Origin of the sequence: Dyadobacter pollutisoli (assembly GCF_026625565.1) — a bacterium.
GTDB lineage: Bacteria > Bacteroidota > Bacteroidia > Cytophagales > Spirosomataceae > Dyadobacter > Dyadobacter pollutisoli.
The window spans coordinates 2,828,053-2,849,623 of the sequence record NZ_CP112998.1 but is presented as its reverse complement, the minus strand read 5'-3'; the positions used below and the strand labels follow the sequence as shown (position 1 = coordinate 2,849,623).

The window sequence follows — 21,571 nt, the reverse complement described above, 5'->3', positions numbered from 1 at the left end:
GGGACTTTTTAAAATCCCGTAGGGATGAAATATCGGTAGATAGAGGAGAAATCTGCAAGAACAAAAAAGTGCCGTAGGTACGCAACATTGCACACCTACGGCACTTTCAATTCAAAATCAAACTAGTTAGTCTGGTAGAACTTCACAGTCCCGTCACCTTCATTGCTGGTGATCAGCAGGCTTTTGCCGTTCGGGCTTTTGTCGGATGCTACGAACAATACTCCTTCGGGTGCATCGCCGGTTTTAATAATTTGAAGAAATTTCGGTGCTGCCGGGTTGCTCAGATCGTACACTGCGATGGCGTCTGCACGTTCCATCGCGATGAAGGCGACAGATTTATTGCCGATCGTTCCAACAGTTACGCCTTCCGGCTCCACACCTTTGTCGTCTGAGCGGTCATCGTCATAGATACCCGCATTGATTGCTTCCTGCTCCAAACCGTTGCCCGAATCGTGTACCAGCTGAACATTGGCAGCATTGAAAATACTGAACCCACGACCTCCAAAGCCATATAGAACATCGTAGTCACCATCATTATCAATGTCGCCACGCGTACTCGTTACACGCAGCCGTCCCAGGTTTTCAGGCTTTTGCAAAGTGGCAGCATTCGGGAAAACAGTCGGATCCAGTTTAAGCGAACTTACTCTTTTTTGTTCGTCAAAAGCTGTGTACTCGCGGGCATCGCCTTCATTGGCGGTAATCAGGTATGATGATCCGTTGACATTGAAATACGAGATCGCGTCGGGCAGGTAAAACGATTTCACCGGCCAGGTACCAAGTGCAATCTTGCTATCCTTGTCGCTTGCGTCCATTGCATTGATCAACTGGCTGATGTCCTTGGTTCCGAGTGGGTTTATTTTAAGAATGGTACCGCTTGTAAGATCGATTTCGGCGATACCATTGTTTTCCTGCAATGTTACAAATGCCTTTTTGGAATCCATAGAAATCGCTACATATTCTGGTTCAATGTCCTGCTGGAAACTGGCTGCTGGTCCGAAAACCCTGAAACCGTCCATCGCCAAAAGATTGTAAACTCCTGCAAATGAGCCAAAATTCAGTGTTTTAACACTGTAATTATCCGTAACATCGATAATAGACACAGATCCGTCCGGGTCGGTGGTGTAATCAGGGCTAGGCTCACCTTCATTGGCGGTCACAATGTATTTACCATCAGGACTGAAAGTAACCATGTCAGGCAAGGCGCCTACCGTCACCTGTTTGATCATCGCCAATGTGCTGGTATTCATTACGATCACGCTTCCATTCGCCTGCTTGTTAGTAGCTTCAAGCGCAATAGCCAGCTTCCCGTCATGAACAGAAACACTGTTAGCAACGCCTCCAAGTGCGGAAACATCGATAGCCTGCAATTTGGTGATCGTAGGAAATGCGGAAAGATCAAGCACTTCTACTTTGGCAGCCGACTCATTGTTGACCGTGAAAAGACGGCGCGAAGTTGGGTCATAAGCAGAGATTTCAGATGCGGCTGTGCCGCCAAGGTCGGTGGAAGCCACTTCTTTAAATGATGCCGGATTCTCGGGTTCGGGATTTTGCGGAACGTGATCCGTACAAGCGTTCAGCAATGCTGCCGATAACGTGAGTACTAGTAAAACCTTTTTCTTCATAATTAGCTTTGGTGAGTAGATTTGAAACGTTAAATGTACTTACCGCTCAAAAATTGTAAATGGCGCCGGAGAAAGCTTAACAATAATATAACCTGAGGCCATTGGAGCACATTATGGCTCGTGTACGTGTATAGGGTACGTTCGCGACGTATACACGAGGTGGATGCCATGGAAAAAATCGTATTGCTCTTGGGAGTGTTGTTTGTTTCCGCTTTTTGTTTTGTTTCAAAAACTGAAACAACAACGATCATGCCAGTATCGAATGGTTTGGCCTGAGTGAAGACGAATTGATCGTCAATGGTCGGAAGCAATCCGCAGAATTGCAGCAAAAATTGAAACAGAAGTACGGTATCAGTACTGGGAACGGTCTTTATTACGATGAGGTCAAAATGACCGGCTCTGGCATTTTTCTCGATAAAGACGGCATCTGATTAACCAAATTTTAAGAATCGCGTATGTGCCCGGAATATTATTAAACGGTAACTACTGTTTTGTCAAATTTAAAGACCTTTAAATGCCATTGTATCCAGCCAGCCCACTGCTTTAACATGTCTTAATAGCTTCTGAATGAGTATACTACCGGCGGTATAATGGCTTAGCGACATTGTTTGCTTTCAGTTTTTAAATTCTAAAACACTTCCGTTTAACCATTTAAAAAAAGCCATATGCCAAACGTAGATCATTCCGAATTTGAAGTCCGGGGACAAAACAGAACAGCATTATTCAGTTTAAAAATACACCGGGGCGAAGGCATGTGCCTGTTAGCCATGAACTGGAAAAACGGCACACCGCCGGACGATTTTGTCGGCTTCGCCATCGAATACCGGGAGCCGGACGGGGACCGGTTTTTTCAACTCAAAAACCGTCTTTCATTTGTAGGCAGTACCACCAACAGCAGCCTGTCTACCAGGCTTTCACCGATCCAGAAATTCAGGTGGGTACATTTTCCGAGAAATGCGGACATACCCGGCAAATTTACGTACCGCGTCACGCCGGTATTTATGAACGAGCTGGACGAACTGAGTTACGGAGAATTCCAGGAAGCCGACATTGCGTTAATGCGGGAAACGTATCCCAGTCAGTTGAATGTGACTTTTACACGTGGTTTCGTATCATCACAGGCATTTGTGGATTTTTACGATTCGGCAGGACCGATCTCAACCCTCTTGCCGGCAAAAGCTGATGAAGGCCTCACTTTTACCCCGACCCACCCGAAGACGAAGGAAGCGCTGGCATGGATGGGCTTTGAAGCAAGGACTGAAATTTTGGATGTGCTGGATAAAGCGATTGCCGATGTGACAGCGAAAGTGCTGGTGGTAGCCTATGATCTCAATGAGCCTGAAATGGTTACACGGCTCGAAAAGCTTAAAACCAGACTACGGATTATCATTGACGACGACGGTGCACATGGAGAAGCGGGTTCGGGAGAAAATATGGCGGAGGACAGGCTTGTAATTACTGCGGGGCGAGAGCAGGTGAAACGACAGCATATGGGTAAGCTGCAACATAATAAAATGATCGTGGTCGACGGAGATAATGTGAAGGCTGCTATCGGCGGATCTACCAATTTTTCCTGGCGGGGATTTTATGTTCAGGCCAATAATGCAGTCGTGCTGAGCGGGGCGGCTGCTATTGAACCGTTTAAAAAAGCATTTGAACAATATTGGCTGTCATCTGTGTCATCTCAATTCGGGGCCACGCAGTCTGCGGAATGGAATGATCTTGGATTGACGAATATTAACGCCAAGGTTACTTTTTCGCCGCATTCAGCCGGCAATGCCGTGCTTGCATCCATTGCCAGTGACATTAATGATCATGTTACTTCAAGTCTCTTCTTTTCGCTGGCATTTTTATACCAGACACAGGGTCCCGTGCGGGCTGCGGTAACCAAAGTAACAGCCGACCCGGATATGTTTGTTTATGGCATTTCCGACAAGCGGGTAGGTGGTATGGATTTACTGAAACCGGATGGTAACCGAGCTCCTGTATTTCCGTCGGCCCTTAGAAAGAATGTGCCTGAACCATTCAAATCCGAGGTAACCGGCGGCGGCGGAACGAGGATGCACCACAAGTTCGTCGTCATTGATTTCGATAAGCCGACGGCAAGGGTCTATCTTGGATCGTATAACTTTTCGGGTGCTGCCGACAACACGAATGGTGAGAACCTGTTGCTCATTAAAGACCGCAAGATCGCCGTTTCCTACACCATTGAGGCACTACGGATCTTCGACCATTACCATTTCCGTGTAGCACAAAATGAAGCAAAAGAGGCCCGAAAGAAGCTGGAACTAGCCAAGCCACCAAGAGCGGCAGGTGAGCTGCCTTGGTGGGCGGAGGATTATTCCGATGTGCGGAAAGTGAAGGATCGGGTGTTGTTTTCGAAGTAAGTGGCATAAGCTACGCCTAACCCTTCATTGCGTCCGGTTACATTAATCTGTCCACATTTATTATAAAAGTACAATTATGCTTCAATTAATGCAAACGTTTGCATTAATTGAAGCATTCGTTTGAAATCCTCATTTTTATTGCCTTTTTTTGTGTTTATGAGTATTTTATAAACATAGTTTGTAGAATATTCTTATTTACATAAAATTTTATTTTAAAAAGTATAGTACAAGTGGAAGATGAACTAAAAAAGATAAAAGTAGCCATTTTGGGAGTAGGTAATTGTGCCAGCTCGTTGGTGCAGGGAGTGGAGTATTACACCCGGTTTTCTGAGGAAACTTCTGGTTTGATGGCGGACGATATTGGTGGTTACAAAGCTGCCAACATTGAATTTGTTTGCGGGTTTGACATTGATGAAAGAAAGATTGGTCTGACGCTAGGGGAGGCTATTTTTGCAAAACCCAACTGTACCATTGTTCTCAATGACCAGATCAAGACCGAGGCGCCGATTTATCGTTCTCCCGTTATTGACGGAGTTAGTCCGTTGATGTCAGCTTATCCGGCCGATTGCCGCTTCGTGATCAGAGAAGATTTGACCACAACTGATTTGCTGCTTGACAAAGCGGTTTATGATGCTGATTTGGTAGGTATAATACGCTCGGAAATAGTTGAAAACCTCAAAAAGCATGAGGTGGAAGTTTTGATCAACTACCTGCCTGTGGGCTCGCAACTGGCGACTGAATTTTATGCCGAAATATGCCTTGAACTGGGCATTTCTCTGGTGAACTGCATTCCGGTATTTATTGCGTCTGATCCTGTGTGGGAGCAGAAATTTATCGATGCAGGTATTCCTATTATTGGCGATGATATGCGGAGCCAGTTTGGGGCGAGTATCGTTTCGCAAATGTTGCAGGAGTTAGCGTTCGAGCGGGGACATCATGTGAAAGCACACATTCAGAGAAACGTAGGCGGTAATACCGATTTCTTGAATATGGAAGACAAAAACCGTCTGAAATCGAAGAAAATTTCTAAAGAAAATGTCATCAGGGCGCAAAATGAGATCCGAGGGATCGCTACTACGGGCAGCTTTTTGCATGCCGGTCCTTCTGAATACATTCCTTTTTATGGCGATAACAAGGTTGCCAATTTCCGTTTGGAACTGGAAGGGTTTATGGGCGCGCCGGTCATTCTGGATGCTCAGTTGTCGGTACAGGATTCACCCAATTCCGCGGGTGTGGTGATCGATGCGATCAGGTATGTGTATGTAGCGAGGGAAATGGGCCTGGTAGGGGCGCTGAGAGGACCTTCGGCCGCTACACAGAAAACGCCGCCGCAGCAAATGATGTTCCGTGATGCGGTGGTGGAATGTAAGGCATTGGCAAACCGTCAATTGACCGAATCGACGAAAAAGCAATTGAAAAAATGAGGGAAACCAGCCGGTATGTGCCTCATATACCGGCTGGTTGACTTAAAATCACCTTAATCAGCTTCGAGAGGTAAGTCGTCGGTTTCCGAATATTAGTTTTCAACCTAAAAGAAACGTATCTTACATGATGGAAAACCGAAAACAACTACCTTGAAACCAACTCCCGAGCAATTAAGAGACTTTTTTAAGTCTGATATTTTTCAGATTGAAAATCTGAAAGGAAATGATTACGAAAAGGCCATTGAAGAGTTTTATCACAGATTTTATGGTGATTCTTCTGTTAATGAACCTTTACCTCACCCAAGGAAATGGCAGACCACATATGTCAGGAAATACTCGGTTAAAGCGTTTTTAAGGACTAAAGACGGCACAATCCACCACGTAATTTTCAAACAAGGCATTGAGGCTAACCAGATCCTGAATTTCGACGGTACCACCTGGGAAGGCGATCCTAATTCGCTGGACGTTTGGCAGGAATATTATGAAACCGATCGGAGCCTGGAACTTACCAATTAAGCTCAGCTAAATCTTTTTCTACGTTATTGACGCTATATCTGCTAAGTCAGGTAGATTAATTCTGCATGTCTCCATTCATCACAAAAGTTTGCGTGCGATTTTGTAAAAGTTTGTACATTATCCTTTGTAACACTTTTACCTTCAATCCACATTCATTTTTTATCGATGAAAGCAGCTTTATCCGCACTCATATTGGCTGGTTTTATGATGACCGGCGCTACATTCAGCCTGGCGCAGTCGCCAGCTCCGACATCTAAATCAACTGTCCCAACAGCCAAAGTAGATTCCCTTTTTACGGAATGGAACAAGCCGGGCATGCCGGGAGCAGCAGTAGGGGTTTTGTATAAAGGCAAACTCATTTATGCCAAGGGATTTGGTGAAGCTGACCTGGAAACCGGCGCTAAAATCGGCCCTGAAACGATTTTTCATGTGGCATCTGTTTCCAAGCAATTTACAGCTTATGCCATCACATTACTGGCCCAGCAAGGCAAGCTCTCGTTGGACGATGACATTCACAAGCATATTCCCGAAGTGCCGGATTTTGGAAAAACCATTACGATCCGTCATTTAATACATCATACCAGCGGCCTGCGCGACCAATGGAACCTGCTGGTCATGGCGGGCTGGCAACTCGACGACGTGATTACCAAGCAGCACGTACTCAACCTGGTTACCCGCCAAAAAGAACTGAATTTCGATCCGGGTTCAGCTTATGCCTACTGCAATACCGGCTATACATTGCTGGCCGAAATTGTAGCGCGCGTCACCAAACAGCCGTTTGCCTATTGGATGCAGCTGAACGTTTTTAAGCCATTAGGGATGAAAAATACGCAGTTTTACGACAATCAGGAAGGTATTGTAAAAGGCCGGGCCTATTCTTTTCACCGCACACCGGGCACATTGGGGCCAACGATGTTCAGCAAAAGCATTTTGAGTTATGGTAATGTAGGAGCAACGAGTTTGTTTACAACCGTTAATGACCTGGCCCTCTGGATTGGTAATTTTCGGGTAACGGAAGTGGGTGGCAAGGAAACCATGACGCAAATGCTGGAACGGGGACGGCTGACCAAAGGAGATACATTGCCTTATGCATCGGGTTTGTCGCATGGGAAATACAAAGGCCTTGCCTACTATGGTCACGATGGGTCTGATGCGGGTTTTCGTTCGCATTTGTCTTACTTTCCAAAGGAGGATTATGGCTTCATTGTGCTGAGTAACCAGGCCGAGTTTAACCCTCCGAAGAAAAGTTTTGAAATGGCTGACCTTTACCTGGCGCCATTCATTAAAGAGGAAAAAACAGCTAGCACAGCCGTTGCAGCTTCAAAAGAGCAAGTCAAATTCGATTCAACACTTTTCAGGCAGTATGCCGGATCCTATTCCCTGACCGAAGCACCGGGGTTTATTATGAAATTCAAGAAGGAAGGTGACAAATATATGACACAGGGGACCGGGCAGCCATGGTTTGAAATATTCCCGTCCTCCGACTCTACATTCTTTTTGAAAGTGGTGGAAGCATCGGTTACTTTTCATCGGCCCAAAGAGGGTAAGGTAAACCGTATCACATTGAAACAGAATGGAGACCATCCTGCAACACGCGTTGAGCCGCAGGCAGATGGAGAGATACCACGTGAGCAATTTACGGGCAAATATTATAGCCCTGAGCTGGAAACAATTTACAGTATTGAGCTGAAAAACAATGTGTTGAAACTCATCCACGTACATCACGGAGAAGTGGATTTGAGTGTGGTCAACAAAGACCGGTTGCAAGCTCCCTGGTGGTTTGTACAAAACATTGATATGGTTCGCGATGCGGCAGGCAAAGTTATCGGCTTGAAAATGACCAATGGACGCGTTGCGAATCTGTGGTTTAAGCGTTTGCCTGACGATTTTGCAACGGAAACAGCACCGCCGACGGCAGGCAAATAACGTGATCATCATGAACAAAAGCTTCTACACTTTCGCGAATTTCTTTCTGACCCTGATTGTTTGCGCAGGCGTGTTGACCGCTGTTGTTCATTTTTTCACCGGCGCGTACATTGCCAAGCTTGAATCATTTAAAAACTGGCATTTGACGGTCAGTATCGTTAATCTGGTCGGTTCAATATTTTTGTTAAAGTATTATTATTTCAAAAGATACCGGCTTGCATTTTATTCAGGCATCATTGCAGTCATAACATCCATTGGTTTTGCTTTTATTTATTATATGATGCTTGTAAGGCAGAGGCAATTTGAGGCATATTATATTGCCGGGTTGTATTCTGCCTTAATTACGGGTATCATTTATTCATTCAGTCTTATTGTTTCCAGCGCAAGTAAACCGCCCTGGCTAAAAGCTGCCGGTATCCTCTATACCATATCCGGAGTGATCCTTCTGGCAACCGCGATATGGTTTTTCAACTCCCAGGATATTGCATTGAAATTGACATTGGAAAGCATACACCAATGGACTTCAAGAGTTACTAGTCTGGTGCCTGTTTTATTCATCATGCATTTGAGGGCCGAGGAGGCTTTGCATATAAGGAATAAGGATTTTGATAAAACCCCAACTGCGATTTCTGAAAGCTGGCTGGGGTTAGCCGCTGTGATCGCCTTTGGATTTACACTATTTTTCGGCATAAATATCGCCAACCAAACTTACCGGCTTGATCATGTCTCAGCGAGCGCAAGAGTAATAGCCCAGCCGTTTGAGGCGAGATATTATGTGAATGGGAAAGGAGACACTCTGCGCTATCGTTTTATGAAGCCATTGGATTACAATCCTGAAAAAAAATATCCGCTTGTTGTATGCCCTCACCATGGCGGCACGCACGGAACTGACAATATTAGGCAAGTGGAAGGTTCCTGGGCTGCATACTTGTCCAGGACGGAGTACCGGGAAAAGTATCCCGCTTTCCTGTTTGTCCCGCAATGTCCCCGCGATGCCGGCTGGGGAAATTATCCTGACTACCCTGCCATCGATACCCTGATTTTCGAGGCCATGGAGGCGTTGGAGAAAGAGTTTTCAATCGATGCTAAAAGATGTTATTCCATTGGCGTCTCGGGGGGAGGGTATGCTTCATGGCATTTTATTACTGCCCGCCCGGCCATGTTTGCTGCGGCCGTCCCAATTTGCGGTGGAGGCAATCCGAAGCTGGCGCACAACATTGTTGATGGCAAGGTTGCTGTTTGGGCGTTTCACGGCGAACAAGATGATTTGGTTCCCGTCAGCTACTCCCGTGATATGATTGCCGCAATCAAAAAAGCCGGTGGAAAACCCAGGTATACTGAATTCAAATACCTGGGTCACAACATGGGTAATGCGGTGGAAAACACCCCAGGCTTACTGGATTGGCTTTTTGCGCAGAAGCGGGAGTAGGTATATCTCTGCAATGCACGATCTACGCCCTTACTTCCTTTTTCGCCGTGATTTCCTCATAAACGCCGTCCCACAGCTCGATACGCTTTTGTAAAGAAGCGACGGCCGCCGATTGGGCTTCTTGCCAGTACGTTTCATTATCTGCGCAAAGATTGGAGGTCATTTGCATGGCAAGGTGGCTGTGATGATCGCCGTCCACTTCGATATGCCTTTCGAGATAATATTTGAAGACCGAAATGCTGTTGGGCAAATGTTCGTGCAGATCGTTGATGATGGAATGGAACATGCCCGGTATCAGATCTTCGCGTCCAAATGTGAAAACAGCGGCTTGAATGTAATCTTTGTTACCGTTGATAATATCAAATGTAAAATCAACAAATTGACGCGCTTTTTCAGGTGTGCCAACAGTCAAGAATGCCTCATGGAGGTCGCCACCTTGCTTTAATACTGAAATAAATTGTTCTATTTCGGAAACGTCCGCACCGCATTGTTCCATCGCCTGGATGTACAGTTCAAAATGACTTGTCCTGACTCCGTCCATATCGACATCAGATTCCTCACCCAGAACGATTTCATTGATCAGGTACCGGGTCTCCGCAGAACCTTTTGGAAACCAGGGTGTTGATGTGCAAGTGAGGTTGTTTTGCAGCGATTTCAAAAGCGACATAAAATCCCAAACCGCATATACGTGGTACTGCATGAAAACGCGCAGGTCTTCAATGTCATTGATAACGGAATAGACTTTGTGGTTAATAATCTGCTGGCGCAAAGGCTCGATCTGTTGCTGAAGTTTTTCGATGTGGTTATTCATGATGTGGTTTTACAGGAGGAAATCAATGGAGTTCCTCTTTTTACGGCAAAGTTAAGGCACAAATGCCCTATGTCCACAGTCCAAACCCAAAAACACTACAACCCATGACGGCCCTGTTGATGAATGCATCCACATCCGGAACTAATTGAAAGTCGCGTAGCGACGAGACCTCGGTAGCAGGCGGATAAAAAGAAAATTTAAAAATCCCTTTTGGGATGCCACGCACATTCGTCCTGTGCCATACCTGACGGCATTTTGATCATGGATTTCAAATTGCATTGTGCTAGCGAGATTGCATGCCTAGCGGCATTTCGGCTTTGCGCTCATACCGCCATTTCAATTACCATACATCTCGCGAAGGATTTCTTGTTTCGTTCATCAGTACCAAACCAGGGCAATAAATGACAAAACCTGACCAAGAATGACCCCTCTATATCACCATCTCAATCATCCAAACATGCCCAAATGGATCCTTAATGTCACCTTGCCGGTATCCGTAATCATAATCCTGGGCGGGCGAAAGTACCTCTGCACCCGCGGCGACGGCCCTGTTCATGAACGCATCCACATCCGGCACGAATAGCCCGATGGTAGTAGTGGTCCCGTTGTAACGCTCAGGACTAAACGACGCCGGATTACGCGTTACTTCGTGCAGGTGAAAAATGGCACCGTCAATCGATAGTTCGGAAACGTGGATACTGCCATCGTCATTAGAAAACCGCCTGAGCTCCACGGCCCCAAAGGCATTTATGTAGAAATCGACGTTGGTAACTCCGTTTGGAATGTAGAGCTGCGGGGCGAAGGTAGGGGTTTTGGGCATGGTACCATTTTGATTAAGTGGTGATAATCAATTGTATATGCAAGCAACATGATGTCCAGCGAAAAAGCAAATAAAGGAATGCTGATCCGTGAGGGTGAAAGGTAAAGTGATGGTCAGGTGTTGTCATTTTTAGTCATGTGTTGTCATTTGTTGTATTGTTCTTTGGAAATATTCAATCCGCGAAAATACCTGACAATAAACGGCCATCCTCGACGACACTTGAAAACAAATTACCTTCATGACAATAAATGACAACCCATGACCAAAAATGGCCTTTTTCTAACTATTGCTTCAATCATTCAAACATGCAGGAACTCAAACCAGGCGCCGAAATTACCGAGGAAATAGAAAACAAGCCCTGGGGGTTAAGACAATTTGCGGTCAGGGATTTGAATGGGCATTTGTTTTATTTTCATTGTGAGGGATGAAGCCAAAATTACATATCAAAGTTAATGGCGTTATTCTTCGCTTGACCCAGTCGCATCTTCCAATTGGGTAAAATCGGCATCATCCAAATCGTAAATGTCGCTTGGCAACTCGAAATCTTCATCATATTGAAACGAACTGCTGATTGCATATTTGTCAAAAGCAGTTGTAATAGCAAAAGAAATGTTTTTTTTTACTTCAGCCGAATATGTCAAATTTTCCAGAGAAATCCATTCCTTCGTATCAGGATCTTTCACCATGTAATCTGGGTCTGAGTCGGTTACATGTACCTTATAACCAATTTCCACATCTAGCTCCCATTCGGCGTTGTTTTCACTCTGTATAATTAGGCTAATATCATTTATTTGAACAGATACACTGCCATCTTCAATCTCTGCCTCAGGGTCAAACCATTCCGAACCAAAAACAAAATCTACGTTATCATAGACTGATGTATCAATTGATAGAGAAATGTCTTCGATTTTTGTCTTCATTACTTCATGAAGTTCCTTAGTAAATTCAGAATCGTAGTGTGAGTTAATAAAATCTGAAAAAGTACTAATGTTTTCAAAAAATCTGACTTGGGGGAAATTCTGGCAGAAATTTTTAAAATCTCTATCGCAACTCACAACACAAGTTTGATCTAGCGAATCCCAAAATTGATTGATAAATGAGTTTAATATAATAGCGTCAGGAAATTCATTTTTCTTTCTTTGGCTAAATGGAGGATCTTCATTGAAGTAATCAGTAAGTAGCCTATCTATACTAAAATTTTTGTATGATAAGTTTACTTTATTAATGGATTTGAAAAAATCGGATACCTTCTTTTTCCTGTAAGTGGTCATGTTTTTCTTTAACAATTTACTGTCTTTTAACAAATAATCAAATTCATCAAGATCAGCCTTTGCTATATGATCAGCCTCTTTTACAGTACTTTTTATTGAATTGATAAATTTTATAATGCTGTCCTCAATATGTTTATCAATTTCTTTTATAATGATAGAACACGAGACAATTTTGATTTTGTCCGAATCGCTAAATTGCTTTATAGCATCAAATTTTGAACCAGAAAAAGACAATCCTTCTTTTTCAAAAGCAGAAGTATCTATTAATACTGTAAACATTGGAAGTTATATATAGATATACTAAATTCTATCCTTTTTAACCAATCTTCTATAATGCTCTCCAAGAGCAGTCAGCTTGCATGTTTTGCTTTCCATTGCGGCATTCAACTTTTTCAATAAACCCAATTATTCCATCAAATGGAAGTAATTCTATGCAATACTTATTAAACGGTAAAATTGAGTAGCACCATCTCACGATTTTCCAAAATATCCCCCGACCTCAATTTGCATTTCTCCAAAAATCTTCCGAACCTCGCATTCCTTTAACATATACTTTTATGAAAAAACTTGCGAGCATTGCCCTGTTATGGTGTGGGATCGGTGAAAGCCCCCCGAACGTTGTATATGACGTTAGGACACCTTAGACAGGGCATTTTATTAAAACCTAAAACATATACATTATGAACACACAAACAAATTCCGCCGAGTCTATGGATTCGACGTACCTGGCTTATGGTCAGGAGGTTAAAGAATTACTTAATTACGGCACACCCGCCAACTTCATCGAAGAACTCTGGTCCATTTACAGCGACTGCATGGCCTATCAAAAGGAGGGTGGCTACAATCCTCGTACGAGTGACAACTTTTTAACATTTAGGGAATTGGTGTTTTTCTTTCAAAGGGTAAGGAAGTTGGAGAAGGAGGTTGAAGGATAAAAGCGGTTCGTGCGGAGGAAGGAAGCAGTCATTTATTGTCATGTTTGGTCATTTATAGTCAGGGGGGTGTCATTTGTTGTCATGTTTTTTAAAATAGGCAACACTTAACAATTCCTGACGATAAATGACCATCACTGACGGCAAGCGACCGTTGTTTTGTAATCTTCGATGCATTCAATCGCGGAAACGAAGTGTCACTCCTTATAAGTCACAACAACATTTACTTTTGTGTCGTCGGATATTTTCGGAATAATCGCATAGTAGTAGGTGTTACCGTTAACGGCTTCATTGCCTTCCTTCATTGTAACATGATAGGTCAATTCTTTTGATTCGCAGTTGCTGACTATGTTCTGCTCTACTAGCGGGCTATTGGTTGAGTGAAATTTTCTGCCAAGGATAATCGTCTTCCTCTCAAAATCCAACTCGGGTAATCCTCCGAAGCTGCTTCCTTCGATGTAAGATCTCCATTCTATCTCGTTCCGGATCACAAACTTTCGTTGTTTCAAGCTATCGATATCATTCTTGAACCGGAAAACAGATGTAAACCGTCCAGAAAATTGCTCAATGGGTACAGCACCGTCAGAGCATGTGATCACATACGGCGTTTCTTCCTTGCACCCTACAAGCATCAAAAACAAAAAGCAAAAACTTAAAACCTTCCGCATAATGACCACAAATGACAATAAGTGACAAAAAATGACCACACCCAACAAACCCTTACTTCCCCATCTGCCGTTTAAAAAACGCCCACGTCTCTTCAAACACATCGATGTCCGTCAAAAACTCGTGCTTGCCATTGATTACTTTTAATAGCGTCACTTCGGGTTTTCCTTTTTTCTGATAAGTGTATTTTTCGATGGCGATATCGTTGTTCGGATTGGCATCAGGAACCATTGACTTGGTTGGTTCGCCGGTATGGCCGTCCAGTTTGGCCCAGTATTGAAATGACTGGTCGGTTGCGCGGACATGGCCAAGCGTTACTCCGACGGTTTTCACTTCGCCACCATTGTAAGGGTTTGTGGCGTCGGCCGTACCATTGGTGATCATGACCGGGAGCGGAACATTCACAGGCGTACAATCCATATTTTCGTCAGTAGGCAAATTGGCCACAATCGCTGAAATTGCCTTGATTTTCCCCGGCATCGTCAATGCCAGTTTATAGGACATGTGTCCGCCGCCCGAAAAACCGGTAGCGAAAACGTGCGCTTTATTGATCTTATATTTCTTGAAAAAGAGGTCAATCATAGCAGAGAAAAAGGCCTCTTCATTCAAATTTTCGGTATTTGCTACCGCCGTGGAAGCCTTGCGGCATTCATTCCAATATCTCTTATACCCAGCGGGATACACCAGTACCAGGTTTTCAGCCTCAGCTCTGGCTTGTAACTTAGCAGCCCGCGGCGCAAATCCCATGGGCTCACCACCCGAGCCATGCATCACAAAAACAAGGCTCGCGCCAGGCTTAACCTTCACAGATTTGTCATAAACGAACACACGCTGATGTCCTTCAATCAGCAAGGAATCGGAGACTAGTTGCGCTTTGGCGGTAACAATGGACGAGAGAAGTAGCGCGGGGAGAACGTATTTGAACATGTTGGGAATAGGTGGCTAAATGTATTTCGCAAGTTACATTAAGTCAATATTATTCCAAGTGCCGGGATGAGTCGGGATTGCGATTTGTGCGCTGTGAAAACTTTTTCAAGTTAAACGGCAGCTTTGCGCGAATCGATTTTCGGGTTCTTTTGGATTGACAACGCTGGTTTATCAGGAGCGTCTTTACTTCTATAGTTTTTAATAAAAGCACTGATTTCTTCTTTTGCCTTGTCTGTCAACGGTTCACTCTCGATGTTGTACTCGGTGTCGTTGGTTTCTTTTATGTGTCTCATAATGATTACGATTTAAAGTATTTGTCGATCAAAAATTGTGCCGATTCCGTGGGAATGATCATTTTCTGTCCGCCCAGATTAAACGCACCCAGTGTTTTTTGGTAATGAGCAATCAATTTCGTTTTTGCCGTAAATGCTACAAAACCTTCAAATCCCTGTTGAAACGATACTTTGCAGGCGTGCGCCACAAGATTTCCCGGTACGCCTTCATAAAGTTTGTTTTGACCAATGTTAAACGGTGCGTTTTCCAATAAATGCATGTAGACGTGATCGCGCTCTAAAGACAAACTAAGCAAGCCTTGAATGATTTTGGGGTTGTTCGTTATTGTCAGCTTGAAAACCTCCTTTACATTGTTCGATAGTTCAGACCTCCAATCAAAATTCCACCCAATTTTCTTTGTCACCAATGTCAAATCAGCCTTGGTAAGGCGCAAAACTTCGGTGTTGAAACTGTCACCGGAAATCGTGTTCTGAATAGAATTTGTAAGCTTGTCGACTAAAAAGTCAAGCTCAAAAGTGTGTGGTTGCATAAGGTAAATATACAAAAAAAGCAGTTCTGACTTGCGACCCAACTTCTAAAACTTTTGAATTTGTTCTTTTGTCACTTATTGTCATTTGTGGTCAGGTATGGTCAGAAATTGTCATTCGTTGTCAGATATAGTCACTTGTTGCTGTTTACTGAGAACACGCAAGTTCTGGCAGCACACAACAACAAATGACAAACCCTGACGATCAATGACGACATTCCACCCAGCATGGCAACCGCTTAACATTACATGACAATAAATGACAACTCCTGACTATAAATGGCTAAACTCAACGCAAAGCCGTTTCAAGCATTCTCCAGTGCAGCAATATCAAACTTCGACATTTGCATAAAAGCCTCAATAACTCTCGGGGCTTTTTCCGGATCGGACATTAGTTTTTGCAAAACCGCCGGTATAATTTGCCAGGACATACCGAATTTGTCGTCCAGCCAGCCGCATTGATTGTACGAGCCACCTTCGCCCAGCTTTTCCCAGTAGTAATCAATTTCTTCCTGGGTTTCGCATTCAACTACGAACGATGTAGCAGGGGAGAATTTATAATGCGGCCCACCATTGAGGCCCATGAATTTGAAACCATTGATCTCGAACGTTACCACCATCGGATTTTCGGCTGTGATCCTGGAATTTTTGAAAATGGAGCAATAGTGATCGGCTGCGGCTTTGGCGTTTCCGTCGTACCAAAGGCAAGGGTAAAGTGATTTGATCATTTTATTTGAAGTTTAGTTGTTTACAATACTATTAGCGAATATTTCGTCCAGTTTTCTGAATCCTTCATTCATGCCGCCTTCCATGCCCGATTGCAGTAAACCATCACGGTCTTCCACCGATTTGAAGACAGACTGAATGTGTAACCGGGTCCTGTTGTCAGGCAGCTCAATGAGTGTCAGAAATTCCAGCGAAACATGGCCGCGTTCGGGAAGTCCTTCAAACTCGAAAGTCCTGATAATCCTCTCCGGTGAGGCTACCTCATGGATCACGCCATTGAATCCGAATTCGCCACCACCATTGCAGAGCGAGTGAACAAAGCGATAAGAACCGCCCGACTGGTTGTCGTATTTGTCAATTTTCATCTCCATATCCTTTGGCCCCAGCCATTGGAGCAGAAATTCCGGCTCATTGAACGCGCGAAATACAAGTTCGCGTGGCGCTTCAAATTCGCGCTCGATAAAAAACTCCTGTTTGCCTTCTTCGGCAGTGATTTTTGTTGCGTTTTTATTTAGCATTTTCTTTTGCTTTTAAGTTTTCCAATATATTATCTAAACGGTCGAAACGCTCTTCCCACATTTTCTGGAATGGCGCTAACCAGTCGGCTACTTCTTTCATTTTCTGGGGATTAAAGTGATAATAAATTTCCCGTCCATTCTGCTCCTGGTTCACGAGCTGGCACTCGGTCAAAATCTTAATGTGTTTTGAAACCGCTTGTCTGCTCGTGTCAAAATGCTCAGCCAATGCATTGGGCGTCATGGCCTGCAATGCAATTAATGTCAAGATGGCCCTGCGCGTGGGGTCGGCTATGGCCTGAAATACGTCTCTTCTCATTTCTCAAATTTGTCTACTTGCTACCAATCGGTTGCAAGTATAAGTGCAATTGATCGGTTGCGCAAGTTTTTTGTAAAAAATATTTTTAGAAATGATTTCTCACAATGTTATGCGGAACTATAAAAGCAGCCGGAAGTACTTCAATGGTGGGTCTTGATCTGTTAGTTCTCAAAACTCATGGGCTTCATCATAGTCGTTTACAAGAATGATCGCCCGGCCTAGTTTCGTTTGCGGTTTTTTCTTTACTATTAGCAAAAAAACCTTAAACTATACAGAAACACCTGAACCTCAGCCTCCGCCCATGAAACAAAACAACGTCATATTTCTTTTGCTCCTGATCGCAAATACCGCGTTCGCCCAGCATACCGATTCATTCTCTGGTAAATATTACAACCTGGTTAATGGGAGCGAAACGTCTGCTCGGAAACGGATCGAGCTGCAATCGGACATTGATACTACCTGGAATCGCTGGAAGGAGCGGGGATATAGTTTCGGATTTATTCCTTCCAAAACACCGATGTACACGACTGTCAATGGCATTCTGAGTACGCCCTACATGATCCAGGTACGCGGCAATGCCGAAGAACGGAACAAAAAACGCTGGGGGTACCATGTTTTTGAGGGTTATGCGAAAGACGATAAGTCGCGGATAACGATGTTGGTCAACAAGCACATTGAAAAGGAGAGGCCGGTTGCAGAGCTGTACTATTATTCAACGGTTTACAATCACGACGAAACTGCCTACAACTGGTTCAAGATCGGTTCCGATGTGAAACAGCATTCATTTATGTTCGGTCGGGATAAAGCGTTATTCTACGGATCATTGAAATTAACGAATGCATTAACATTAGGCGCCATTGGAAAGGAAGACATTTCAACTGCAAAGCCCGAAGGCGACGACGAGCAGAATGCCGAAAAAGATGCTAAATATGTAAATTACAAGGAGTTGAAAAACGGTGGTGATGGTACTATTTTCTATGACAAAGACCGGGACATTGTAGTTATCAAGATTAAGGGTAAATGGATGAAAGTAGCGGTGGAGGCGCTGCCGGATGATGTACGATATGATTTTTGAAGATTTGAACCGCCGCACTAAATTATCCGGCTGAGCGGAAATAGTTATCCCATTTGTGATATGTTGTGTTTAATGTTTTCAATTACTATTCCCCAGCCATGATAAAAACGTATTTGATTTTCACTTTAATGTTAACTCATGTTTTTGTTTTTGGCCAAGGCAGAAGAGATTATCTCATATCGTTTTCCGACACAACATCCGGTGAGGAGCTATTCGGTTTTAAGGCCAAAAATGGCAATATTATCATCGAACCAAAATATGAAATCACTGGCACTGCGAGAATGCATGCAATTGCTTTTGTTACAAAAAAATTCAGGTGGGTTGCGATTAACAGGAAGGACAGCATTCTTTTGTCGCCATATATTTACGATAACGGCCCTGATGAACTTCGTGAAGGGCTTTTTCGATTTGAGGAAAACGGTAAGATTGGTTTTGCCAATGAAAAGGGAGAGAAAATCATTAAGGCCAGGTTCGACTACGTTTCCTATTTTATAAATGGATTAGCGTTATTTAATGTTGGTGGACACGCAGATTATACAGATCCCGAGCACGCGACCTGGGATGGAGGTTTGTGGGGGTTCGTTGATAAAAAGGGAATTGAGGTTATTCGACCTCAATTCATTAGTGCCTATTCTTTTAGAAAGAGGTTTGCTGAAGTGTGGACAGGAGACAAAAAACATTGCTTAATTGATAAAAAAGGCAAAATTCGCAAAACCTTTACTGACTAGCTTACTTTCCACGTGAGCCGCCACACACTTAAAAACTCGATATGTATAAATGTTTAAATAATATAAACCCGACTATCGAAGAGGTGCGTCTTTTGGGGTTATGATGATGATTTATTATTGACCGAGCAAGATGAAGATTTGATATTATATGGGACACAATATGTGCAGATTCTGATGAGGCTTGCGTCTGATCCTGAATGTCCGAAAGATTATTATTGCCTTACGATTTTGACTTCATACTGCCAGGGCAAACTGGCCCGGCGGCAACTAAAAGCCATCGAAGAAATTGAAAAACAAATCATTGGATTCGAGGGAGATACCACAGCTGCATTGGATAAATGGAGGGCTGATTTTCTGACATTTAGTGCGCTGGCAACGCATCCCATGCCTGTCAGCGAAACTGTGGCGGATGCGCTGGCGTTTTTTCTGCTGGTAGGCCCTCACAGAATTCTAAACTTCAATAAAATCAGTGAATCACAGTCAGGATTTCTCCATTACATCGCTTCCAATGAGAGCTATCGCGAGTATTGCTACGTCAACAAAGAAACCGGTTTCTGGGAAGTGTCTAAGACGGAATTTAAAGAAGCGGATGTAAAATGGTTTTGAGGAAATAGCTGATATTAAAGATCTTATAGTGAAGACGTTAATTGTCAAAAATGGCCATTTGTTGTCAGGTATTAAGATATTTTTCCAGTTCGCCGTTTCAGCCAACTCCAAAAATCACAACACCCGACAACCCATGACAACAAATGACCATTCCTGACAAAAATCCCTATCCCTGAACCTTCCCAAGATAAGCCTCCAACTGATCAAATGTCCCGCCAAACCCTTGGTGCATACTATCCATAATCGAATGGTAAATTTCAATTTGAGCCTGAGTAGCGTTAATCGGATGCCCCTGAATAGTTAATGTAGTAATCCCATTATTTTCTTCCAATGTGATCCGATTGAAAATCTCCAAGGGGAAATCCATTGGAAAGGGCGACGTGATGATATTTCCTTCTGCGTCCGCAAAGGAGTTGATGAATTCAAGCAGGTCAGCGCGCTGGATGTTTTGGTATTGAAACAGTCCCCACATTACGTGGCCGTTACCTTCCATTTTGTAATGCGTTTTGCCGCCAGGCCGAAAGTCGAAACTTTCAACGGAAAGCTTGCTCCCTGATGGTCCCCACCATTCGGCAAATGCTTCCGGCGATGCAAAAGCGTCGAATACCAGCGTTTTGGGTGCTTTGAACTCCCTTACGATTTTCAATCCTTCTCTTTTTTCTGTTTGTTGGTCCATGTGAGTGTTATTTTACTGATTTGTGTTTAACTCCTCATTTGATAGATTATTTGCCTGAATTCTACTTAAATAACTTCCCAGGGTATCGAATTTCTCGTTCCAGAACTGGCGGTATTGATCCACCCAATTAGATACTTCGCTAAGCCCATCCAATTTTGCTTCACAAAACCTCTCGCGACCTTCCTGCCTCACCACCACCATTCCGCATTCAGTAAGAATTTTAATGTGCTGCGAAATCGCTGGCCTGCTGATATCGAAATTGTCCGCAATGGCATTGAGATTCATAGCCTTATGCGCAATCAAGTTGATGATCTGCCGTCTGGTAGGATCTGCGATTGCCTGGAAAACGTCTCTTCTTGCTTCGATTGACATGATGTGTAAGTATTTGCTTACGCAATATTATATGTAAGTATTTACTTACGCAAATTTTTCGGACAAATTTTTTTTGATGGGCTACCCAAGGTCGCCTCCATGCCCCACCGTCGTGCCTAGCCCAAGACCGCTAGCCCAAGGCTTAAGCCTTGGGTTTGGGTACGGGTTTGGGTACGGGTTTGGGTTCGCGATTGCGTCCGGGACCACGCCCTGGGACGCGGTCGGGTTTGAGTTTGATCAGGGGATGGTTTAGGCCATTGACCTCATTTTTGACGATGATATATTTTGCCAGGCTTTTCAGAAGCTGTGTCAAAGTCTTGAATCCATAGGTACGTGAGTCGAAACTTGGGTCGATTTTCCGGAGTGAAGAACCTACTTTTGAAATCAATGCTTCCTCCTCTTCATTGGTCGATATTTCAAAGGCCTTATCAATGATAGTCATGTCAATTTTTGGAAACTTTCGGCGCGTATCTGCGTTTTTGGCCTCTTTATGAATTTTCTCCTGCGGTGCGGTGTCAATCTTTTTAACCTCAGGTTCTTCTACGATTACGTCCAGTTCCGCCACGAGGTTCTCGCTAAATGTGAAAATCTCGCACGAGTTGACAAACGCAATGGGTGTTGTTTTCCTACCGATACCCATCACAAAAAGCCCTTCTTCCCGGATCCGTTTAGCAAGTCCCGTGTAGTCGCTATCACTTGAAACAATGCAAAATCCGTCGACGCTTTTGCTATGCAGAATATCCATTGCGTCAATAATGAGCGAGCTGTCAGTGGAATTTTTCCCGGTTGTGTAGGAAAATTTCTGTATCGGACTGATTGAGTGATTGTTGACGGTTTCCTTCCAGCTGTTCATGCCAGAACTTGTCCAGTCGCCGTAAATCCTTCTGATGGTAGCTTTTCCGTATTTGGAAACTTCTTCCAGCATTTCCTTCATGAACTTCGCCTGCGCATTGTCGCCGTCGATCAATACTGCTATGTTGAATTTAGTTTCGCTCATCTGATT

24 protein-coding genes are annotated in these 21,571 nt (G+C 43.8%); 10 read left to right on the top strand and 14 right to left on the bottom strand.

Annotation, left to right across the window (positions count from 1 at the left end):
* Positions 1–122: 122 nt before the first annotated feature.
* The gene (locus ON006_RS11815) at positions 123–1,622 is read right to left on the bottom strand and encodes a choice-of-anchor I family protein (RefSeq protein ID WP_244819993.1); all 1,500 of its coding nucleotides are present in this window, start codon (positions 1,620–1,622) and stop codon (positions 123–125) included.
* A 665-nt stretch (positions 1,623–2,287) separates the two neighbouring features.
* Between ON006_RS11815 and ON006_RS11810 the strand changes: the two genes are divergently transcribed.
* From ON006_RS11810 to ON006_RS11790, 5 genes are all read left to right on the top strand, one after another.
* Entirely contained in the window at positions 2,288–4,009 is a 1,722-nt protein-coding gene (locus ON006_RS11810; RefSeq protein WP_244819992.1) for a phospholipase D-like domain-containing protein, read from the top strand.
* A 230-nt stretch (positions 4,010–4,239) separates the two neighbouring features.
* Positions 4,240–5,433, top strand: a complete 1,194-nt coding sequence (locus ON006_RS11805; RefSeq protein WP_244819991.1) for an inositol-3-phosphate synthase — start codon at positions 4,240–4,242, stop codon at positions 5,431–5,433.
* Between the two features lie 150 nt (positions 5,434–5,583).
* Complete coding sequence (locus ON006_RS11800; protein ID WP_244819990.1) at positions 5,584–5,949, top strand: hypothetical protein; 366 nt, start codon at positions 5,584–5,586, stop codon at positions 5,947–5,949.
* Between the two features lie 165 nt (positions 5,950–6,114).
* Positions 6,115–7,875 (top strand): serine hydrolase, encoded by a 1,761-nt coding sequence (locus tag ON006_RS11795; protein ID WP_244819989.1) that lies wholly within the window; start codon positions 6,115–6,117, stop codon positions 7,873–7,875.
* Positions 7,876–7,885: 10 nt separating this feature from the next.
* Positions 7,886–9,304, top strand: a complete 1,419-nt coding sequence (locus tag ON006_RS11790; RefSeq protein ID WP_244819988.1) for a carboxylesterase family protein — start codon at positions 7,886–7,888, stop codon at positions 9,302–9,304.
* Positions 9,305–9,326: 22 nt separating this feature from the next.
* On the opposite strand, the gene ON006_RS11785 is transcribed toward ON006_RS11790, so the two are convergent.
* Together ON006_RS11785 and ON006_RS11780 are read right to left on the bottom strand one after the other, a co-directional pair.
* Positions 9,327–10,115 (bottom strand): DUF3050 domain-containing protein, encoded by a 789-nt coding sequence (locus ON006_RS11785; protein WP_244819987.1) that lies wholly within the window; start codon positions 10,113–10,115, stop codon positions 9,327–9,329.
* A 430-nt stretch (positions 10,116–10,545) separates the two neighbouring features.
* Positions 10,546–10,935: a VOC family protein gene (locus tag ON006_RS11780; RefSeq protein ID WP_244819986.1), complete on the bottom strand. Its 390-nt coding sequence runs from the start codon at positions 10,933–10,935 to the stop codon at positions 10,546–10,548.
* A 305-nt stretch (positions 10,936–11,240) separates the two neighbouring features.
* Here ON006_RS11780 and ON006_RS11775 point away from each other — a divergent pair, with 305 nt between their 5' ends.
* Positions 11,241–11,363, top strand: a complete 123-nt coding sequence (locus tag ON006_RS11775) for a VOC family protein (RefSeq protein WP_255772863.1) — start codon at positions 11,241–11,243, stop codon at positions 11,361–11,363.
* Positions 11,364–11,393: 30 nt separating this feature from the next.
* Here ON006_RS11775 and ON006_RS11770 read toward each other — a convergent pair whose 3' ends face one another.
* Complete coding sequence (locus tag ON006_RS11770) at positions 11,394–12,485, bottom strand: PIN domain-containing protein (protein WP_244819985.1); 1,092 nt, start codon at positions 12,483–12,485, stop codon at positions 11,394–11,396.
* A gap of 401 nt (positions 12,486–12,886) precedes the next feature.
* Here ON006_RS11770 and ON006_RS11765 point away from each other — a divergent pair, with 401 nt between their 5' ends.
* Positions 12,887–13,141 (top strand): hypothetical protein, encoded by a 255-nt coding sequence (locus ON006_RS11765; RefSeq protein WP_244819984.1) that lies wholly within the window; start codon positions 12,887–12,889, stop codon positions 13,139–13,141.
* Positions 13,142–13,335: 194 nt separating this feature from the next.
* On the opposite strand, the gene ON006_RS11760 is transcribed toward ON006_RS11765, so the two are convergent.
* The 7 genes from ON006_RS11760 to ON006_RS11730 all read right to left on the bottom strand — a co-directional run bounded on the left by ON006_RS11760 (position 13,336) and on the right by ON006_RS11730 (position 17,111).
* Positions 13,336–13,806: a hypothetical protein gene (locus ON006_RS11760; RefSeq protein ID WP_244819983.1), complete on the bottom strand. Its 471-nt coding sequence runs from the start codon at positions 13,804–13,806 to the stop codon at positions 13,336–13,338.
* 52 nt (positions 13,807–13,858) lie between these two features.
* Entirely contained in the window at positions 13,859–14,731 is an 873-nt protein-coding gene (locus ON006_RS11755) for a CE1 family esterase (protein ID WP_244819982.1), read from the bottom strand.
* Positions 14,732–14,841: 110 nt separating this feature from the next.
* Positions 14,842–15,024, bottom strand: a complete 183-nt coding sequence (locus ON006_RS11750) for a hypothetical protein (RefSeq protein WP_244819981.1) — start codon at positions 15,022–15,024, stop codon at positions 14,842–14,844.
* Between the two features lie 5 nt (positions 15,025–15,029).
* Complete coding sequence (locus ON006_RS11745; protein WP_244819980.1) at positions 15,030–15,554, bottom strand: hypothetical protein; 525 nt, start codon at positions 15,552–15,554, stop codon at positions 15,030–15,032.
* 302 nt (positions 15,555–15,856) lie between these two features.
* The gene (locus tag ON006_RS11740) at positions 15,857–16,279 is read right to left on the bottom strand and encodes a VOC family protein (protein WP_244819979.1); all 423 of its coding nucleotides are present in this window, start codon (positions 16,277–16,279) and stop codon (positions 15,857–15,859) included.
* A gap of 12 nt (positions 16,280–16,291) precedes the next feature.
* Positions 16,292–16,795, bottom strand: coding sequence for an SRPBCC domain-containing protein (locus ON006_RS11735; RefSeq protein WP_244819978.1), 504 nt, complete (start codon positions 16,793–16,795; stop codon positions 16,292–16,294).
* Positions 16,785–17,111 carry an ArsR/SmtB family transcription factor gene (locus tag ON006_RS11730; protein ID WP_244819977.1) on the bottom strand — a complete coding sequence of 109 codons (327 nt, stop codon included), beginning with the start codon at positions 17,109–17,111 and terminating at the stop codon, positions 16,785–16,787. The genes ON006_RS11735 and ON006_RS11730 overlap by 11 nt, the downstream gene beginning before the upstream one ends.
* Before the next feature lie 301 nt (positions 17,112–17,412).
* Here ON006_RS11730 and ON006_RS11725 point away from each other — a divergent pair, with 301 nt between their 5' ends.
* The 3 genes from ON006_RS11725 (at position 17,413) to ON006_RS11715 (ending at position 19,520) form a co-directional block, all read left to right on the top strand.
* Positions 17,413–18,186 (top strand): hypothetical protein, encoded by a 774-nt coding sequence (locus tag ON006_RS11725; RefSeq protein ID WP_244819976.1) that lies wholly within the window; start codon positions 17,413–17,415, stop codon positions 18,184–18,186.
* Between the two features lie 98 nt (positions 18,187–18,284).
* A complete protein-coding gene (locus ON006_RS11720) occupies positions 18,285–18,914 on the top strand; it encodes a WG repeat-containing protein (RefSeq protein ID WP_244819975.1) in 630 nt (209 codons plus the stop codon).
* 117 nt (positions 18,915–19,031) lie between these two features.
* Positions 19,032–19,520, top strand: coding sequence for a hypothetical protein (locus ON006_RS11715; RefSeq protein ID WP_244819974.1), 489 nt, complete (start codon positions 19,032–19,034; stop codon positions 19,518–19,520).
* A gap of 166 nt (positions 19,521–19,686) precedes the next feature.
* Here the strand turns inward: ON006_RS11715 and ON006_RS11710 are convergent, their stop codons facing one another.
* The 3 genes from ON006_RS11710 to ON006_RS11700 all read right to left on the bottom strand — a co-directional run bounded on the left by ON006_RS11710 (position 19,687) and on the right by ON006_RS11700 (position 21,565).
* Complete coding sequence (locus ON006_RS11710) at positions 19,687–20,196, bottom strand: SRPBCC family protein (RefSeq protein WP_244819973.1); 510 nt, start codon at positions 20,194–20,196, stop codon at positions 19,687–19,689.
* 12 nt (positions 20,197–20,208) lie between these two features.
* Positions 20,209–20,568 carry an ArsR/SmtB family transcription factor gene (locus ON006_RS11705; protein WP_244819972.1) on the bottom strand — a complete coding sequence of 120 codons (360 nt, stop codon included), beginning with the start codon at positions 20,566–20,568 and terminating at the stop codon, positions 20,209–20,211.
* 142 nt (positions 20,569–20,710) lie between these two features.
* A complete protein-coding gene (locus ON006_RS11700; RefSeq protein ID WP_244819971.1) occupies positions 20,711–21,565 on the bottom strand; it encodes an NYN domain-containing protein in 855 nt (284 codons plus the stop codon).
* Positions 21,566–21,571 lie beyond the last annotated feature (6 nt).

Bases quoted from the DNA above. Each gene is read 5' to 3' on its own strand.
- ON006_RS11815 (WP_244819993.1), bottom strand. From the start codon at position 1,622: ATGAAGAAAAAGGTTTTACTAGTACTCACGTTATCGGCAGCATTGCTG.
- ON006_RS11810 (WP_244819992.1), top strand. From the start codon at position 2,288: ATGCCAAACGTAGATCATTCCGAATTTGAAGTCCGGGGACAAAACAGA.
- ON006_RS11795 (WP_244819989.1), top strand. From the start codon at position 6,115: ATGAAAGCAGCTTTATCCGCACTCATATTGGCTGGTTTTATGATGACC.
- ON006_RS11790 (WP_244819988.1), top strand. From the start codon at position 7,886: ATGAACAAAAGCTTCTACACTTTCGCGAATTTCTTTCTGACCCTGATT.
- ON006_RS11785 (WP_244819987.1), bottom strand. From the start codon at position 10,115: ATGAATAACCACATCGAAAAACTTCAGCAACAGATCGAGCCTTTGCGC.
- ON006_RS11780 (WP_244819986.1), bottom strand. From the start codon at position 10,935: ATGCCCAAAACCCCTACCTTCGCCCCGCAGCTCTACATTCCAAACGGA.
- ON006_RS11775 (WP_255772863.1), top strand. From the start codon at position 11,241: ATGCAGGAACTCAAACCAGGCGCCGAAATTACCGAGGAAATAGAAAAC.
- ON006_RS11770 (WP_244819985.1), bottom strand. From the start codon at position 12,485: ATGTTTACAGTATTAATAGATACTTCTGCTTTTGAAAAAGAAGGATTG.
- ON006_RS11765 (WP_244819984.1), top strand. From the start codon at position 12,887: ATGAACACACAAACAAATTCCGCCGAGTCTATGGATTCGACGTACCTG.
- ON006_RS11760 (WP_244819983.1), bottom strand. From the start codon at position 13,806: ATGCGGAAGGTTTTAAGTTTTTGCTTTTTGTTTTTGATGCTTGTAGGG.
- ON006_RS11755 (WP_244819982.1), bottom strand. From the start codon at position 14,731: ATGTTCAAATACGTTCTCCCCGCGCTACTTCTCTCGTCCATTGTTACC.
- ON006_RS11750 (WP_244819981.1), bottom strand. From the start codon at position 15,024: ATGAGACACATAAAAGAAACCAACGACACCGAGTACAACATCGAGAGT.
- ON006_RS11745 (WP_244819980.1), bottom strand. From the start codon at position 15,554: ATGCAACCACACACTTTTGAGCTTGACTTTTTAGTCGACAAGCTTACA.
- ON006_RS11740 (WP_244819979.1), bottom strand. From the start codon at position 16,279: ATGATCAAATCACTTTACCCTTGCCTTTGGTACGACGGAAACGCCAAA.
- ON006_RS11735 (WP_244819978.1), bottom strand. From the start codon at position 16,795: ATGCTAAATAAAAACGCAACAAAAATCACTGCCGAAGAAGGCAAACAG.
- ON006_RS11730 (WP_244819977.1), bottom strand. From the start codon at position 17,111: ATGAGAAGAGACGTATTTCAGGCCATAGCCGACCCCACGCGCAGGGCC.
- ON006_RS11725 (WP_244819976.1), top strand. From the start codon at position 17,413: ATGAAACAAAACAACGTCATATTTCTTTTGCTCCTGATCGCAAATACC.
- ON006_RS11720 (WP_244819975.1), top strand. From the start codon at position 18,285: ATGATAAAAACGTATTTGATTTTCACTTTAATGTTAACTCATGTTTTT.
- ON006_RS11710 (WP_244819973.1), bottom strand. From the start codon at position 20,196: ATGGACCAACAAACAGAAAAAAGAGAAGGATTGAAAATCGTAAGGGAG.
- ON006_RS11705 (WP_244819972.1), bottom strand. From the start codon at position 20,568: ATGTCAATCGAAGCAAGAAGAGACGTTTTCCAGGCAATCGCAGATCCT.
- ON006_RS11700 (WP_244819971.1), bottom strand. From the start codon at position 21,565: ATGAGCGAAACTAAATTCAACATAGCAGTATTGATCGACGGCGACAAT.